Here is a 17823-nt window from a genome sequence, read left to right as displayed (position 1 = left end):
GAGGAAGAAAATGAGTTTAGATTGGATAATTAAAATTGTTTCAGATAACTGGCAGATGTTTCTAAGAGGTGCTGGTATTACACTTTTAGTTGCATTGACTGGTACTATAATAGGTTTTGTAATAGGGTTATTAGTTGGAGTTATAAGAACTGTACCAATGCCTGAAAAGGGTATTAAAAGATATTTCCTTAAGCTTGTAAATGCAATACTTTTTGTTTATATTGAATTATTCCGTGGAACTCCAATGATAGTACAAGCAATGGTAATTTACTATGGGGCTGCATTAGCTTTTGATATAAATATGGACAGACTTTTTGCAGCGGTTCTTATAGTTTCAATAAATACTGGAGCATATATGTCAGAAATAATTCGTGGTGGTATTGTTTCTATAGACAAAGGACAATTCGAAGCTGCTGATGCTATAGGTATGACACATTTTCAAACTATGATAAATGTTATATTACCTCAAGCAGTACGTAATATATTGCCAGCTACAGGTAATGAATTTGTAATCAACATAAAAGATACTTCAGTACTTAATGTTATTTCAGTAACAGAACTTTATTTCCAGACAAAATCAGTAGCAGGAAACAACTTTAGATACTTTGAGTCATTCTTTGTAGCCAGTGTGCTTTACTTTGTAATGACCTTTACAGTAACAAGAATATTAAGATTAATAGAGAGAAAGCTTGATGGACCAGATAACTATATCATGTATGCTAATCAGATGCAGGTAGAAACTCCTGAGGATATAGCTAGAAAAAATCAAGTTAACACATATTAAACGAAGGAGGGAATAGTATGGAAAATGTAATTGAAATAAAACACTTGAGTAAATCCTTTGGAACTCATGAAGTATTAAAGGACATAGACTTTTCAGTAAGAAAAGGAGAAGTGGTATGTATCATAGGATCTTCAGGATCAGGAAAATCAACCCTTCTTCGTTGTGTCAATCTGCTAGAAAAACCAACTGGTGGAGAAATAATATATAAAGGTGAAAATATATTAGATGACAAGCATGACATCTATGCATACCGTACAAAGCTTGGAATGGTATTTCAGTCTTTTAATCTATTCAATAATCACAATGTATTAAGCAATTGTGTCGTAGGACAGGTTAAGGTATTAAAGCGTTCAAAAGCAGAAGCAGAAGCTGTTGCTAGAAAGTATTTAAAGGTTGTTGGTATGGAACAGTATATCAATGCCAAGCCAAAGCAGCTTTCGGGTGGTCAAAGACAACGTGTTGCTATAGCTAGAGCTCTTTCCATGGAACCTGATGTAATGCTGTTCGATGAACCAACTTCAGCTCTTGATCCAGAAATGGTAGGAGAAGTTCTAAAGGTTATGAAGGAGCTTGCGGATAGCGGACTTACAATGCTTATAGTAACTCATGAAATGGGCTTTGCAGAAGAGGTATCTGATAGAGTAGTATTCATGGATAAGGGCGTTATTGCAGAAGAAGGAACTCCAGAGCAAATATTTAAGAAGCCAACTCAAGAACGTACAAGAGAATTCTTAAAGCGTACTTTAAAGTAAGGCTTTGTTAAGTTCAACAATATTATTAAATATAGCGTAAAATTAAGATGTTGTTAGTTTAAATAATTTGTTAAACTTGGGATAAAATATAATAGTAAAAAAGTAGAGGCTATGAAGTGTTTTCATAGCTTTTACCTTTTTTAAAGGATTAGGAGAAACTATACTTAAAAACAGCATAAATATTTAGGAAATATATATAATATTTATACTGATATTATCTAGTAGGAAAGCTTTCCTCAGTAACTATAGGAGCTTTTAAAATAGCTTTAGTTTTGAGTATAACATCTTTATGCGAAAGAATATATAGGATATACTTAAAGCTAATATTATTAAAAACACAAAACAGGAGTTAACATTATGGAAAGTACAGTTTATAAAAAGATGAGATTGAAAGAGGGCACTTCAGGAGTGTATCTATATGCACCTGAAGCTTATATTGATATGGCAGCAGAACAAGATTTTGTAAACTTTTCAGAGAAGGATAAATATGGTTTTGTACATTTATTTATAAGCTCAAAAAAAGATTACGAAGATAGAATTGACGAAGCTATATCAAAACTTGAGGATGGAGGAGCTCTTTGGATTTCTTATCCTAAGTCTGATAGAAAGAATAAATATGATGTAAATAGGGATATACTATTTGCCTTGACGCCAGAAAAAGATTATATCGCTTGCAGCAGTGTTGCATTGGATGAAATTTGGGCTGCTATGAGATTTAAAAAAATATAAATTTAAAGATACATTAAAAATCCTGTAGCTAAGGGAGAGTAGCTACAGGATTTTTTATTCCTTGGGAAATTATATTTTGGATAAAGTAGTGATGAGTGTAATTTGAAGGCTTAAATACCGATTTTATTGAAAGAATAAAAATTGTAGCACCTGCCATGATTTCTTCACTTAGGTTTAGATAAAGCATATGGACAAAAAATTACTTGCCACTTGGATCATCCATGACTCCCATAAATATTGGAAGGTTGGTATGATTGTCTACAATAGCATAGACGAAAGGGTGATTAAAGGTAATTAAATTAGATAGGATTGCAGATTTAGTTATTTCAACTTTGGTTACAGAAGCTGCCTTTGTTCCGTTTTCATCTAAGCTTAGATAACTATTTTGTGTGATTTTTTTTACAAATAGACCTTCCTTATCTTCACTCATTTTGTTGAGATTTGCTTTACCTGCATCAAAAAGGTCTTTAATGCCTAATGAGGATAATTCATTATTTAGTTCCTTTCCAAATTCTACTTTGAATTTCGGTAGATTAACAGTAACCTCACTAGATTTCAAACTATTAATTTTACTGGTTATGACATCGTCGTCAAGGTTTGCGATATAAGTTCTTATATCAGTATTATCTTTTGGCATCATTGCTACAAAGGAAAAATTGTCATCTTTATAAGGAAGTGCAACTATCTGCTCAACGCTATTTGATAAATTTCGAACTATGTTTTCTTCACTCATAAAATCTGTTTCTATAGCTGAGTTGTTACCTGCAAGGAAGTTTCCTTTATGTGTGTTTTCTTTTGGAAAAGCATGTTTCCATTGATTGTCGAAGTATACGCTTGAAAAAAGAAGCATAGTTGTGTTGTGATCTATATTATCAACTATCTTATTAATCTTATTATTAGTTGAGTTACTTACCCATTTGTTCATAGTTTCTACGGTATCAGCTTTTTGTAGATCAAGCTTGTAGGCGCTAGTATTATAGTAAGTTTTAGTGGCTTTAAGAAAATCTTTATTTATAGCAAACTTATCGTCATACCATATGGAATTTGAGATATTTAGTACCTTTTTATCTTTTGAAAGGTCTGCAATTAAGTTTTTGTTGTAGAGATTGATGTCATTTTCAGTTAAGCCATACTTAGATAATGCTTTTAAAAGCTGTGTCTTTGTATCGCCGTCAGTTCCGTTAAGTACAGTTCCAAGGGCAAGATAAAGGGAAGTTGGTGAGTATAGAGCATTTTTCTCCTTTGAAAGCTGTTTAAACATAGAAAAAGAAAAGCTTGAAGCAGAATCTAAGAATTCTTTTGAAAAAGTACTTTTTGTCTCAACTTTATCGGCTTTAATTCCCTGAAGCAAGTCTTCAGCTTTTACTGTGTTGTTAAAGGGCCCTTTGAAAATAAAAAATGTGAATATTATAGCTATAAGGAAAAAAGATGTAACTGGCAGTAAGAATGATCTTCTGAGGAAGATAATAGTTTTTTTCTTTTCCTTTAAAGAACTTTGCATCTTTGCTATAGTCCTATTTTTTAAATCATCACTAAGGTTAATATTGTCTAAATCCTTTTTAAATTTTTCACTCATAAAAGTAATCAACCTCCAACTTTTCTTTAAGCTTTTCCCTCGCACGCTTCAATCTAGTGCGAATAGTAGCTTCTTTAACTTTAAGAATTTCTGATATCTCTGAAGTTGAATATCCCTGGTAATAGTACATAAAGATTACGAGCTTATAATTATTATCCAAAGCAGCTACTGCTGTAATAACTTCATTTGAGCTGTTTTCTTCTATAGGAGAATCAACATTTTCAATAGAAATGGTATTTTTATTCCAATAGTTCTTTAAAAAGTCCTTACATTTATTTGAGGCAACTTTAATAAGCCAAGCCTTCTCATGTTCACTATCCTTAAAACTAGGCTTCTTTTCAATTAAAGTTAAGAAAACCTGTTGAAATACATCCTCTACATCGGCCTCACTTTTTAAGTAAAGCTTGCATATTTTATAAACCGTATTACCATGGGTTTCAACAACGTAAGAGCAGTAATCGCAATCATACTGCGATTTTTTAGTCATGCACTAACCCCCTTTCAATATATACACGATTGATAGCGTAAAAAAGTTTCAAGGAAAAGAAAAAAAATACTTTTTATCTATAAATTTTTAAAAACTACAATTTTAAAATAATATTTGTATATAATATCTCATTCATAATCACTTAATTTTAACCTGATAAATATAAAAATATAAGAATATAACAATTTATAAATTTAACAATATAACAAGTTAAGAATTTATAGGAAACAAGCCGGTTTCAGTGGGATTATAAACTATAATTTCCTATGCAAAAGACAGGCTTTTTTATTATGTATTATGGGCACTTTGGCCTTGGTTGAGGATTCCTAAAGAGTAGATAACTTAACTGTGGGTTAAGTTTTTATTTATTTATTAACTATAAATCCATTGGGATAAGCTGTAAGTTAATTTATACTATACTTATGAATGTGTTGCTTAAAAGTAGAAGTTTTTATTAGTATTAAGTACCATAGTAGTTTAATTATATCTAAAAAGTATTTATGTAGCAAAAGATGGTTAATATATATTGAAGGTGAGGATGACTATGGACAAGATAAAAATCGGAGAAGTTATTTATAAAATGAGAAAGGAAAGAGGGATTACTCAGGAGCAGCTTTCATGTTTTGTTGGTGTATCTACTGCCGCGGTATCAAAGTGGGAAAGTGGAACATCATATCCAGACATAACCTTGCTACCTGTATTAGCATCATTTTTTAATATAACTATAGATGAACTTCTAAATTACAAGGCGGAACTGTCTAAAGATGAAGTCATGTCACTATATAAAGAGTGCGAGATTTTATTTAGTGGGGATGAGATTGATAAAGCTATAGAGCTTAGCCAGGAGTATGTTGATAAATATCCTAATAGCTACTTCTTAAAGATGAGGATAGCTTTTCTATTTCAAGTATATTCCTTTAAAAAAGGCAGTGAAGAAGGAATAGAGGAGATGTTAAAGAAGTCTGTGAGCTTACTTGAAGATATTGTTAACAGTTGCAATGACCAAAAGCTTGTAGAAGAAGCGTTGTTTTGCCTAGGCGCTGAGTATTCTAGTTTAGGACAAGATGATAAGGCTATTGAAGTTTTAGGCAAGATTAAGAAAAGTGAGTTGAATCCAGATCAGCTGCTTGCAAATATTTATATAAGGAAAGGTGAATTTAAGAAGGCAAGAAAAATGCTTCAAAGTATGCTTTTTCAAAATATATGGATGCTATCATTAATATGCTCTGCCCTTTCTGATTCCTATTATGAGGAAAGCAAAGATTTAAGTATGGTTGAAAAATACCTTGACCTGGCTATAGATATAAAAAAGGCTTTTATGCCAGAAGGAAGAAAGGCATTGATCTTATATAATAATTATTTGCTCTATGCTAGTATATATATGAAGTTTGGAGAGAAGGAAAAGGCCATACATATGCTGAACAATATGGTTGAAGATATTGGAGAAGATGATATAAACAAGTATCCAGAGTTTCAATCTGTATGGTGTTTTAATGAGATGGTAAAAAATCAAAGTGAAACCATAACTCTGAATTTATTTGATACCATTCTTATTACTTTGGAAGATGAAAGCTTTAATCCTATCAAAGAAAATGAAGAATTTTTAAGAGTGATTAATAGAATAAAGGAATTAAAAGAAAATTCCTTGAAGAAAGAACTATAGTTTGAATAGATAGAGATTTATATACATCTATAAATTTCTATCTATAATTTATAAATTCTCATTGTATACGTTTTACAACTGCTTTGCTAAAATATATTATAGGGATAAGTAGTAAGGATGTAGCACTTCAATTTGAAAATACAAGTTATAGTATGAAGTGGTACATCTATAAGTTATATTTAAGTAAATTAAAGGGTCATTGACGATTACTTCGAAAGGAAAGAAAACTTATGGGAATAACATATAATGAGAATAATAAAACTTTTCATCTTAAAGCTTTGGATACAAGCTATGTGATGCAAATCGTAAAGGATGGATATCTAGCCCATCTATATTGGGGGAAAAAGCTAAGAAATGTAAATGCGGAAGAGCTTTTAGTCTTAAGGGGAAGAACCTCTTTTTCTGCCAATCCAGAGGATAGTGACAAAGTTTTTTCCTTAGATACACTGCCTCAAGAGTATCCTGCATATGGAAACACGGATTTTCGTACACCAGCATATCAATTGCAGTTGGAAAATGGCACCACAATAACAGATTTAAGGTACGAAGAACATAGAATTTTTAAAGGAAAACCAAAGCTTCAAGGACTACCTGCAACTTATACTGAAAGTGATGATGAAGCAGAATCCTTAGAGATAGTTTTATATGATAAAGTAATAGGGCTTAAGGTATATCTTTTATATACGGTTCTTGAGAAGTTAAATGTAATAACTAGAAGCGTATACTTGAAAAATGAAGGAGAAAATAAGCTTAAGCTTCTTAGGGCTTTGAGTATGAGTGTGGACTTTATAAGAGAGGATTTTGATTTCTTGCATCTAAATGGTTCCTGGGCAAGGGAGAGACATATTATACGAGAAAAACTTACACCAGGAATCCACTCTATAGAGAGTAGAAGAGGTTCTAGTAGTCACGAGCATAACCCTTTTATTGCCTTGTTAAGCCAAGACTGTACAGAAGACAAAGGTGAAGCTTATGGTTTAAGCTTAGTATATAGTGGTAACTTTTTGGCTCAAGCTGAGATTAATATGTACAAGTCTACTAGAGTTAATATAGGAATAAATCCTTTTGATTTCGCATGGTTATTAGAACCTGGTGAAGGGTTTCAAACGCCTGAAGTAGTGATGGTTTATTCTTCAGAAGGTATAGGGTCTATGTCTAGAACTTATCATAAACTATATAGAACAAGACTTTGTAGAGGAAAGTATAGAGATGAAGCAAGACCAGTGCTAATAAATAACTGGGAAGGTACCTATTTTGATTTCAATGAAGAAAAGCTTCTTGACATAGCAAAGGAAGGAAAGAAGCTTGGTATAGAGCTATTTGTGCTTGATGATGGCTGGTTTGGTAAAAGGAATAGCGACAATTGTTCCTTAGGTGATTGGGTGGTTGATAAAAACAAACTTCCAAAAGGGTTGGCTAACCTAGGAAAACAGCTTGAAGCAATAAATATGAAGTTTGGATTATGGTTTGAGCCTGAGATGGTTTCACCAGATAGTGATTTATACAGAAGTCATCCTGATTGGTGTTTACATGTGCCTGATAGAACTAGATCTACTGCTAGAACTCAGCTCATATTGGATCTATCAAGAGAGGATGTTTGTGAGTATATAATAAAATCTATTTCAGATATTTTAAGAAATGCTCCTATAAGCTATGTAAAATGGGATATGAATAGAAATATGACGGAAGTTGGATCAGCATTACTTCCTGCTGATAGACAAAGAGAAACAGCACATAGATATATGCTAGGTTTATATAAAGTTATGGATAAGCTAACCACAGACTTTCAGGATGTACTGTTTGAAGGCTGCTCTGGTGGAGGGGGAAGGTTTGATCCAGGTATTCTATATTACATGCCTCAGATATGGACTAGCGATGATTCAGACGCAGTTGAAAGACTTAAAATACAATATGGCACTAGTATAGTTTATCCAGCTAGCACTATGGGAGCTCATGTGTCAGCAGTTCCTAACCATCAGGTTGGAAGAATTACTTCTCTTAAGATGAGAGGGGATGTAGCCATGTCTGGAAACTTTGGCTATGAGCTTGATCTTACAAGATTTAGTGAAGAAGAAAAAGAAGAAGTTAAAGTTCAAGTGGCAAAATATAAGGAGTTAAGAACACTTGTCCAATTTGGTGATATGTATAGACTTATAAGTCCTTTTGAAGATACTAAAAATGAAACTTCTTGGATGTATGTTTCAGAAGATAAAAGTGAATCTTTTGTAGCTTATTTTAGAATTCTTGCTGAGGCAGATGCACCAATAAGGAAGCTGAGACTTAAGGGATTAGATTCTAATAAAGATTATATAGTAGATGGAATAGACGGAGTATTTGGTGGAGATGAGCTGATGTATAGTGGAATTACCATACCGTTTTTATTTGGAGATTACCAGAGTGTTGTTTGGAAGATTAAAGTATTGGATAAAGCCTAGAAGCTTCAGTGTATTTTTCGGGTGTAACTTAGTATATTTAATATGAGAATATAAGTAGTAATACCTATAAGTGCAAATCTTTTATAATAAGAAGATTTGCACTTTGTTAATTTATAGCTACTAAATATAAAGGCGAATACTTAATAGGGGGAATGTTATTAAAGAGTTCTGCTTTTAGCTATAAAAACATAAAGAAGCAGGCTTATAAGTCGATAATATAAGTATTAGATAAAGATAATATCATGTTGAAAATAATATGGATAAAGTTGGTATAGTTTTGATGTGTGAAGTACCTAAGATATAGCTAATTGAAATGTAAATCTGTATGCGTATTATTTAAATAAGAGGGTTGGGATATGTTGTTAAACTTTTTAAGTAAATTATTAAAACCGAATACTATAGATGAGGATAAACTCCTTGATTATTTGAAGTATGATTACGATATTAAACCGGCTAAGGAAGCATTAAAAATAACGCTAATATATGGAATTGTAGGAGTGTTATGGGTAATAGCATCTGATGAGATTCTAAGTTTGGTTGCTAAGGATGTAAATACCTTTAAAACTTTGGCTATGTTTAAGGGGTGGCTTTATGTATCTATAACCATGATAATAGTTTATTCGCTTATTTTTACTAAGCTTACTCTTTTTAAGAGAGCTTTAGAAAAAATACATGATAACTACGAAATTATGAGTTCAGCAAATGAAGAACTTGTAGCTTTGCAAGAGGATTTAAAGGAGCAATTTATAGAATCGGAAAAGCATCGTAATGCACTTGAAACCAGTGAGCAGAGATATGAGCTAGCCGTTGAAGGTGCAGACTGTGGTATATGGGATTGGGATGTTGAAAATGATCAGTGGTATTTTTCAGCTAAGTGTAGAAAATATTTGGGGTTTGAAGACCATGAGCTTAAAAATGATATCAGAGATTGGATAAGACTATTGCATCCAGATACGAAGGCCCAGGCTTTAAGTAGAATAAACGATTATGTTATGTCAGGTGATACAGCCTATGAAAGTACATTTAAAATGAGATGCAAGGACGGTAGTTACAAATGGATGCTAAGTAAAGGGAAGAGCATTAGAAATTCTGAGGGTAAGGTTATAAGAGTAGCTGGTTCCTTTGCGGATATAACAACTTATGTAGAAATGAACGAAAAGTTGAATTCAATGGCGTATTATGATATGTTGACAGAGCTGCCAAATAGATTTTTACTTGAGGACAGTTTGGAAAAGCTAATAAAAGAAGCAAATGAGGATAAAAGAAGATTCGCTTTAGTTTATATGGATATAGATAATTTTAAAAATATAAATGATACAATGGGGCATTTGTGTGGAGATAAACTGCTAAAAGATGTAGCCACAATACTAAAAGAAAAAATTAAGCAGCCTAATATTATAGCAAGGCTTGGTGGAGATGAATTTGCAATAGTTTTTGTCGATATAGAGGATAAGAAACAAGTGGTGAGTAAGGTTAAGGAATTAATCCAATGCTTAAGAAAACCATGGGTGATAGAGGGGCAAGAATTCTTTATATCTTTTAGTGCAGGAATTGCATTATATCCAGGCCATGGAGAAACTTTATCAGTGCTTATGAAAAATGCTGATATGGCCATGTATTATGTAAAAAAGAATATGAAAGATGATTACTGTTTTTATAATTCAGAGATGGAAGAATTGAATTTGAATCAAGTAAAATTAGTTAATGATTTAAGACGAGCTATTGACAATGAGCAATTTATCTTGTATTATCAACCAATAATAAATTTGTATGATAGTCAAGTGAACGGAGTTGAGGCACTTATAAGATGGTACCACCCAGAAAAAGGAATGATCCCTCCTATTGATTTTATTCCTTTAGCCGAAGAAGCTGGACTTATTTACGATATAGAAAAATGGGTTTTAAAAACTGCACTTATTCAGAAGAAGCAATGGGAAGAAAAAGGGTATGATAATATTAAGATGTCCGTAAATATTTCTGGAAAAGCTGTAGTTAACGAAGGGTTTATAGGTTACATAAAGAATCTTACAGAAGAGATTACTTGTAATTACGATGATGTACAATTTGAGGTTACTGAAACAGCCTTTATGGAAGACTTAGATTTAGCTATAAATAACTTAAAGCAGATAAAGAAAACAGGGATAAAGATTGCCCTAGATGATTTTGGAACAGGGTATTCGTCTCTGACATATCTGAAAAAGTTACCAATTGATGTTGTTAAATTAGATAGAGGTTTCATAAAGACCACAACAAATATTGAAGAAGAGCCAATTATACATTACGTTATTAAGCTTATAAATAGATTAGAATTAAAACTAGTGGCAGAAGGAGTAGAAACGATTAAACAGCTTAACTTTCTTAAAAAGAATCATTGTGATTATGCGCAAGGTTATTTGTTTAGTAGGCCAGTAGAAAGTAAGGAAGTTGAAAGCTATTTTACAATGAAACAGGATTCGTTTTAGCCTCTGTTAAAGTACCATGTTGAAATTAAGTGGTCAGTCATCCGATGCTTAGATGAGCTTGCACTAATTGCTCGCTCATATAGCATCTCCTTCATGACCACTTAATTTCAACAATATTATTAAACATAGTCTTTTTATAAAGCCATAAGATGAATGGATGTGATTTCGTTAGATGAATATAGGTGATGAGTTAAACTTAGAGCTTATTAGAGATAATATTGATATTCTTAAGAAACTATATGATGTTATAAGAATAGTAGATCCGGTAACAAAAAAGGTCCTAATGTATGATGAAGGGAAGCTTATAGAAAAAGGCAGATCTTGCTTCAGCAAAATAGGGAATGAGCAGATATGTAAAAATTGTATTTCCTTAAGAGCCTTAAAAGATAATAAAACATACATGAAGCTAGAAAATTCAGATGATAAATCCTATTTAATTACTGTAATGCCAATGGAGTTAGAGGATAAAACCTTAATTGTTGAGTTGATAAAAGAGGTTACAGATACTCTTTTTTACGGACATAGTTTCGATGGCAAAGGTTGTACGGTTAATAATATAATTCAGGATATGAAGCAGCTCACTATAAAGGATTCTTTGACAGAGATTGCAAACAGAAGGTTTATAGATGAAAGGCTACCTATAGATATGAATATATGCTATAAAAGTAAACAACCTATATCCATAATAATGGTGGATGTAGATCACTTTAAAAATGTAAATGACCAATTTGGACATGTAGCAGGAGATGAAGTTTTAAGGGAGTTCGCATACAGTCTAAAAAGTTGTATAAGAAATAAAAGAGACTGGATAGGCAGATATGGTGGTGAGGAATTCCTAGTTTGTGTTCCAGGTGCAGCTGCAGAAGCTGCTCTAGTTATAGCAGAAAGAATGAAGACAAATATAGAGAAGAAAAACTTTGTGCTTAATGGAGAAAACATAAAGATAACAGCATCTTTTGGAATATGTACAACCTCTGATAAAGAGATAACCGTAGAACAGTTTTTAAAATGCGCTGACCAAAAGCTTTACGATGCGAAAAATGCAGGAAGAAATAGAATAATACTTTGATATAAGCAGTGGAGGATTAATATATATATTAGCCTTTACTGCTTTTTTACATTTTCTTATCACATAAACTTCACATTATAATTTGATACTGGTTCAACATTTATTAATTAAAATCTATATTGTAAATAGATTTATTATAAGTACCTAACAAAGCTTATAGTCGCAATAACTAAAAGGCAAGTTTAATTTTAGGCTCTGTTAGAGTACCAGTTGAAATTAAGTTGTCAGTAATCATATGGTTCAATGAGCTGACATAAAGAGTTAATTTATTAGTATTATATTTTATTAGAGAGGATGTGTGATTGTGAGATTTTACAAGGAGAGTATAATTAAGATTATTTTAGCTATAGCACTTATATTTTCAATATTTGTATGTGGGTATACCGTTATTAATTATAATAATACCAATAATCAGAATGCTGGTTTTGGTATGAACTATAGAGGTGGAAGCCAAGGTGGTGGTAATATGGGCAATCCACCTAATGCATTGCAGGAGGGAGGAAATAGCAATCAAAACTTTGGGCAGAATGATAAAAGTTCTGATAATAACCAAGTTGATGGCAGCGGTTCCAGTTCTAATTCAACAAATGATAGTAGCATGCAAAGCTCATCTGACAGCAGTATGCAGAACAATCCTCAAGGACAAGAAAGACCTAATGGAAATTTTATGAGAATGGGTCAAAATAGTGAGGGGACAGGGTATTCAAAATACCTATATGCATATGCTGGTGTTTTTATATGTGTTGCTATTGGTTTTTATTGTTATTTAATAAGAAAGAAAGCTTTAATAAATCCTAAAAATGAAAAAATACTAATATTATCATTTTTAGGCATAGGACTTCTATTGAGAATTACATTGGCACTTTTAATATATGGACACAATGATATGAACATATTTAAAGGTTGGGCACAATCTGTTTCATCAAGCTTAACTAACTTCTATACAAATACTAGGATGAGTGACTATCCTCCTCTTTATATGTATGTACTATATGTCATAGGCAATTTAGCTAAGATAACAGTATTGAATAAGTACTATGTATTGCTTTTAAAACTGCCATCAATAATAGCTGATGTTATTTCATCATATCTCATATTTAGGGTATCCAAAAAGTATATAAGTAGTGAGATAGGTTTGATTGTATCAATAATATACCTATTTAACCCTGCAGTATTTATAAATTCTACTGTATGGGGACAAGTAGACTCTTTATTTGCATTAATCATAGTAATAGCACTTTATTTATTGTCAGAGAACAAGCTAGTTATGTCTTCTTTGGTATTTACCGCAGCTGTACTTATGAAGCCTCAGGGTATTATTTTTCTTCCAGTGCTTTTCTTTGAGCTTGTAAGGCAAAAGAAAATAAGAAACTTTGCCGTTTCATTAGTCGTGGCTATAGTTACAGCTCTAATAATAATAACACCTTTTACTTCAGGCAGAGATATAACTTGGATCTTTAAACTTTATTCAAGTACTGTATCTGAATATCCTTATGCAACAGTAAGTGCATTTAATTTCTTTTACCTAATGGGAGCAAACTACGTGAAGGATAGCTCAACCTTCCTATTTATGAACTATCATACCTGGGGAATGCTATTTATAGTACTGACAACATTGCTATCGTGGTATATATACTATAAGGGAAGAGAATCAAAATATGTTTTTGTTGCAGCTTTGATACAGATAGCTGGCGTATTTACTTTTTCAGTGGGAATGCATGAGAGATATTTGTTCCCAGCTATAATTCTTTCAATATTCGCCTTTATCCAATTTAGAGATAAGAGGATGCTTTTAATAGCTTTAGGGTATAGCATTACTGTATATTTAAATACTCATTTGATTTTATTTAACTTCTTAGGAGGAAATGAAAGAAGAGGAGGAAGTGAGCCTTTAGGTATATTTGTCTCAATGTTAAATATAGTACTTTTTGTATATGTTATTAAAGTTATGTTTGGCAAATTCAGAAAAAAATCAAAAGGTAGCTTTATTAGTACTGAAAATTAATATAAAACAGGTGTATTTCATAGCATATTTAGAAAAGCCTTATGCGTATATTTAAAGAAAACAATATTTATCTTTCTTATATATTGTTAAAGGTTGGAGGTTATGATGTACACATTTTCTGAACTCATATCAAAGGGAATACAGATCTTCATTATTAATTTGGTTTTATCTGGCGATAATGTAGGAGTAATTGCCCTGGCAATAAAAGATTTGCCGCAAAAAAAGGCCAAGCTAGCAAACATTGTGGGGGTATGTGTAGCATTTTTTCTTAGAATATTTTTCGTAGGTATTATTGGCTATCTATACACCTTAGAATGGTTACATATAAATATAATAGGTGCAATTTTACTCTTATATATAACCTTTAATATGCTCCAAGAGCAACATGAAGGCTTGAAGGGAAAAAGTAGACAAACTGGTGGTTTCTTTAAGGCAATAGTATCAATAACTGTTGCAGATATCAGCATGAGTCTTGACAATGTGCTAGCTATAGTAGCAATTGCTATGACAGATACAGGGCAAATTACAGGGCAGCAGATGGGGCTTGTGGTATTTGGACTTATGGTATGTATGCCGATTATATTTTGGGGAAGCGAATTTATCGCTGATATGATGGGACGGTTCCCAATTATAATTTATCTTTGTGCAGCACTGTTAGTTTACACTGCAGTAAAAATGATATTTGACGATAAATTAATATCAGCGGTAATTAGCAGCATCAATCCGGCTCTAGGTTTAATATTCTCAATACTATGTGCTTTAGCTGTATTGGTATATGGCTTAGAGAATATATAAAATAAACATAGTATAAGGTTATTTAACCACATTAAGTCTTCTTATAGGATATTGACATTTAGAGATTTGTAAGTTAATAAATAAGTGTTAGTATTATAAACAGTATTTAGAAAAATTATTAACTGAAGAAAGTGGACAAGGTGATGAAGAGTGGATGAATTAAAGGGAATATTAAAGGTTATTAATCTATCGGAAAAGTTAAAATATGAATTAAGGCATAGTTTTTTGTCAAACGGAAGGCAAGAAAGTGTGGCAGAGCATACTTGGAGAGTGTCCCTTATGGCAATGCTGATTGAAAAATACTTATCCAAGCCAGTAGATACAGAAAAACTTCTGAAAATGATTATTATACATGATCTTGTAGAAGCAGAGGCTGGTGATATACCTGCTTTTGATACTATGAATAATGAAGAAGTAAAGAGGCTGAAGCATGAAAATGAGTTAATGGCAATAGAAAGAATAAGAGATATGCTAGGAACAGCACTAGGTCCTGATGTTTACGACTTATGGATGGAGTTTGAAGGGAAGGAGAGCTATGAAGCTAAAGTTGCCAATGGACTAGATAAGTTAGAAGCACAGGTGCAGCATAATGAAGCTGAGTTATCAACTTGGATAGATATAGAATATGATATGTGCTATATGCTTGATAAACATGTAGATTTTGAACCATCACTCATGGAATTAAAGGAATTGATTCTACAGCAGGCTGAAGAGAAGCTGAATAATGGCGGTATTGATGTTGAAGCTATTAAAAGAAGATGTTAAATGTGAGTACTGATACAAGCACCTATCCAATAAGCTAAAGTAGCAAGTTCAATTTTTCTTTCATTATCTTTAGTGGATACTCAACTAGAATATGGGCTTAATAGGTTAGACATATTAGTTGAAACTAGTATATTAGAATGTATTAAAAAAATGTGGGTGGCTCTTTTATATGGCTATTCACATAAATAAAACATATTTATTACATAAAAACTATAAACTTATGCTTTAATATATAAACATGATAGATCTTAAATTTTTACCCCCTAAAAATTTAGGTGTAGAGAAAACAGCTGAAGTAAGAAGTGCTCCAGCTGTTTTTTGTTATTTAGAAATTTCCTATGAAGGATAAAGCCTTAAAAGTATAGTGAAAGACTTGTCTTTTTTGTAGGAAAGAATAAATTTATGAAAAGCAAGTATAAAATAATATAAATAGTGAATAATATAAACATGACCCAAAAGGTCATTACGTAGGTTCTTGCCGCCATTTGGCGGTATTTTTTTATTCTTTAGAAAATAATATTTTAGATAAAGCTGTTGATAACTATGTGTAGATGGCTTAAATGCATATATTTTATAAAGAATAAAAAGGAAATATGGAAAAAGTTTTTTGCTAGCAAAACTATCAATATTATATATGAAAGTGCTTTCATTATATAATAGTAATTACTTTTGTTTTCTAAAATTATGTTTTCTAAAATTAATATATCCATATCTATTACTGTAGTTTAAATAAGGCTCTGTTAAAGTACTGTGTTTAAATTAAGTATGCAGTCATCCGATGCTTAGATGAGCTTGTTTATTAAACATAGGCTTAAATAAACATACTATTTGATTATTGATTGAGTTAGATGCTCTTGGCTTCTGGGGATTAGATGATCCAATATTATGGGAACTTCGAGAATTTATAAATCAATAGTTTAGTTAGGAAATCTATAGTACAACCTATGCGGGAAAGTTAAAAATTAATTCAAAATGTTATTTTTATAGTATATAATATTGAATTAATGGGAAGGTGATATATGTATGGATACTGGAACAGTAGTAAAAGCAGTGGTTGTAATATTATTAGGAGCAGCCTACCTTTGGACAAATTCCAAGAGATACAAGGATTAAAATTAGAAAGGAACATCATATGAAGAACTTTTGGTGCGATGTGTACTTAGATAAGATTAAAAATAACGTTGATAGAATAAAACAATTAACTAATAATAAAAAATTGATTGCGGTGGTTAAGGGTAATGCTTATGGTTTAGGAATTGAGGGAGTAACACAGTATCTAGATTCCTTAGTGGACTTATTTGCAGTTGGAGATATAGAAGAGGCAAAAAGAGTTAAAAGTGAGAAGGAAATATTGCTTTTAAGTCCGCTTGTAACTGCAACGGATTTTAATATAGATATGGACAACGTAATATTTACCATAGACAATGAAAACATACTAGAAAAGTTGCCAAACGAGGTGAGTTTTAAGATTCATCTTTATATAGACACTGGAATGAATAGAATGGGTATTAAACCTGACAGGTTAGATGTTGTTATTGATAAAATTAGAAATGACTATAAAAACATAATTATTGATGGTATATATACTCACTTACATAATGGAAGCGATGTCAAGTATACAAAGAATCAAATAGGATTATTTAAAAGTGCAGTGGAAAAATATTTAGGAGTAATTCCTAATATACATTGTTTGAATTCTACATGTACTCTGAATAGTGAATATAGGGAAATGACAGACTTTACTAATTGCGTGAGAGCTGGCAATCTTTTATATGGCTATGATGGTTTAACTCAAGGCTTTAAGAAAGCCTATGGTTTTTTTGCAAAGCCTGTAAACATGCATTTTGTGAAGAAAGGTGAGCCTGTAGGTTATAGTTGCAGGTATAAGGCTAAGCAAGATATGCATGTAGGAGTTCTTGGATTTGGTAATATAGAGCATTTTGGATTTAATAAAGCTGTAAAGCATAACTTATTTTACGATATAATAAAGGTTATTTATAATCATATAAAATTTAGACCGGTGATATTTGCAGGTAACAAAGGAGTAAGAGTCCTTGGAACTGCCAATATGAATACAACCTTGATATCCATGGAAGGTATAGGTTTAGAGAGTATACTCAGAATAGATATATCACCTATATTAGCAGATTCATCAGTGGAGAAAAATTACATTACGAATTAGGGGTTTTTATAAACAACCTAATGTTCGTCTATATACGAATATTAGGTTGTTTATTTAGTTTTAATATTGACAAAGTATGGACGAAGTGTTATTTTTATTTTGTAAAGACGAATAAAATA

The 17823-nt window shown here is 31.8% G+C and carries 13 protein-coding genes; 11 read left to right on the top strand and 2 right to left on the bottom strand.

Annotated features, from left to right (window positions below; translation table 11 throughout):
* Nucleotides 1-10 precede the first annotated feature (10 nt).
* The 3 genes from C1I91_RS20595 (at nt 11) to C1I91_RS20585 (ending at nt 2265) form a co-directional block, all read left to right on the top strand.
* Nucleotides 11-784, top strand: coding sequence for an amino acid ABC transporter permease (locus C1I91_RS20595; protein ID WP_128214562.1), 774 nt, complete (start codon nt 11-13; stop codon nt 782-784).
* 17 nt (nt 785-801) lie between these two features.
* A complete protein-coding gene (locus C1I91_RS20590; RefSeq protein WP_128214561.1) occupies nt 802-1536 on the top strand; it encodes an amino acid ABC transporter ATP-binding protein in 735 nt (244 codons plus the stop codon).
* A 357-nt stretch (nt 1537-1893) separates the two neighbouring features.
* Nucleotides 1894-2265: a hypothetical protein gene (locus tag C1I91_RS20585; protein WP_128214560.1), complete on the top strand. Its 372-nt coding sequence runs from the start codon at nt 1894-1896 to the stop codon at nt 2263-2265.
* Nucleotides 2266-2464: 199 nt separating this feature from the next.
* Here C1I91_RS20585 and C1I91_RS20580 read toward each other — a convergent pair whose 3' ends face one another.
* Together C1I91_RS20580 and C1I91_RS20575 are read right to left on the bottom strand one after the other, a co-directional pair.
* Nucleotides 2465-3841: a serpin family protein gene (locus C1I91_RS20580; RefSeq protein WP_128214559.1), complete on the bottom strand. Its 1377-nt coding sequence runs from the start codon at nt 3839-3841 to the stop codon at nt 2465-2467.
* Nucleotides 3834-4328: an RNA polymerase sigma factor gene (locus tag C1I91_RS20575; protein WP_128214558.1), complete on the bottom strand. Its 495-nt coding sequence runs from the start codon at nt 4326-4328 to the stop codon at nt 3834-3836. The genes C1I91_RS20580 and C1I91_RS20575 overlap by 8 nt, the downstream gene beginning before the upstream one ends.
* Before the next feature lie 544 nt (nt 4329-4872).
* On the opposite strand from C1I91_RS20575, the gene C1I91_RS20570 reads away from it, so the two are divergent.
* The 8 genes from C1I91_RS20570 to C1I91_RS20535 all read left to right on the top strand — a co-directional run bounded on the left by C1I91_RS20570 (nt 4873) and on the right by C1I91_RS20535 (nt 17704).
* Nucleotides 4873-5991, top strand: coding sequence for a helix-turn-helix domain-containing protein (locus C1I91_RS20570; RefSeq protein ID WP_128214557.1), 1119 nt, complete (start codon nt 4873-4875; stop codon nt 5989-5991).
* Between the two features lie 230 nt (nt 5992-6221).
* Entirely contained in the window at nt 6222-8426 is a 2205-nt protein-coding gene (locus tag C1I91_RS20565; RefSeq protein WP_128214556.1) for an alpha-galactosidase, read from the top strand.
* Between the two features lie 356 nt (nt 8427-8782).
* Complete coding sequence (locus tag C1I91_RS20560; protein WP_128214555.1) at nt 8783-10888, top strand: bifunctional diguanylate cyclase/phosphodiesterase; 2106 nt, start codon at nt 8783-8785, stop codon at nt 10886-10888.
* Between the two features lie 172 nt (nt 10889-11060).
* A complete protein-coding gene (locus tag C1I91_RS20555) occupies nt 11061-11957 on the top strand; it encodes a GGDEF domain-containing protein (RefSeq protein WP_128214554.1) in 897 nt (298 codons plus the stop codon).
* A 304-nt stretch (nt 11958-12261) separates the two neighbouring features.
* A complete protein-coding gene (locus tag C1I91_RS20550) occupies nt 12262-13962 on the top strand; it encodes a glycosyltransferase 87 family protein (RefSeq protein ID WP_128214553.1) in 1701 nt (566 codons plus the stop codon).
* A 105-nt stretch (nt 13963-14067) separates the two neighbouring features.
* Nucleotides 14068-14757: a YjbE family putative metal transport protein gene (locus C1I91_RS20545; RefSeq protein ID WP_164880608.1), complete on the top strand. Its 690-nt coding sequence runs from the start codon at nt 14068-14070 to the stop codon at nt 14755-14757.
* Between the two features lie 150 nt (nt 14758-14907).
* The gene (locus C1I91_RS20540) at nt 14908-15522 is read left to right on the top strand and encodes an HD domain-containing protein (protein ID WP_205694241.1); all 615 of its coding nucleotides are present in this window, start codon (nt 14908-14910) and stop codon (nt 15520-15522) included.
* Nucleotides 15523-16654: 1132 nt separating this feature from the next.
* Nucleotides 16655-17704 carry an alanine racemase gene (locus C1I91_RS20535; RefSeq protein WP_128214551.1) on the top strand — a complete coding sequence of 350 codons (1050 nt, stop codon included), beginning with the start codon at nt 16655-16657 and terminating at the stop codon, nt 17702-17704.
* Nucleotides 17705-17823 lie beyond the last annotated feature (119 nt).

Origin of the sequence: Clostridium manihotivorum (assembly GCF_004015185.1) — a bacterium.
Taxonomy (GTDB): Bacteria; Bacillota; Clostridia; order Clostridiales; family Clostridiaceae; genus Clostridium_AR; species Clostridium_AR manihotivorum.
Note: the sequence above shows the minus strand (reverse complement) of the source record. Positions and strands in the feature narration are given on the sequence as shown.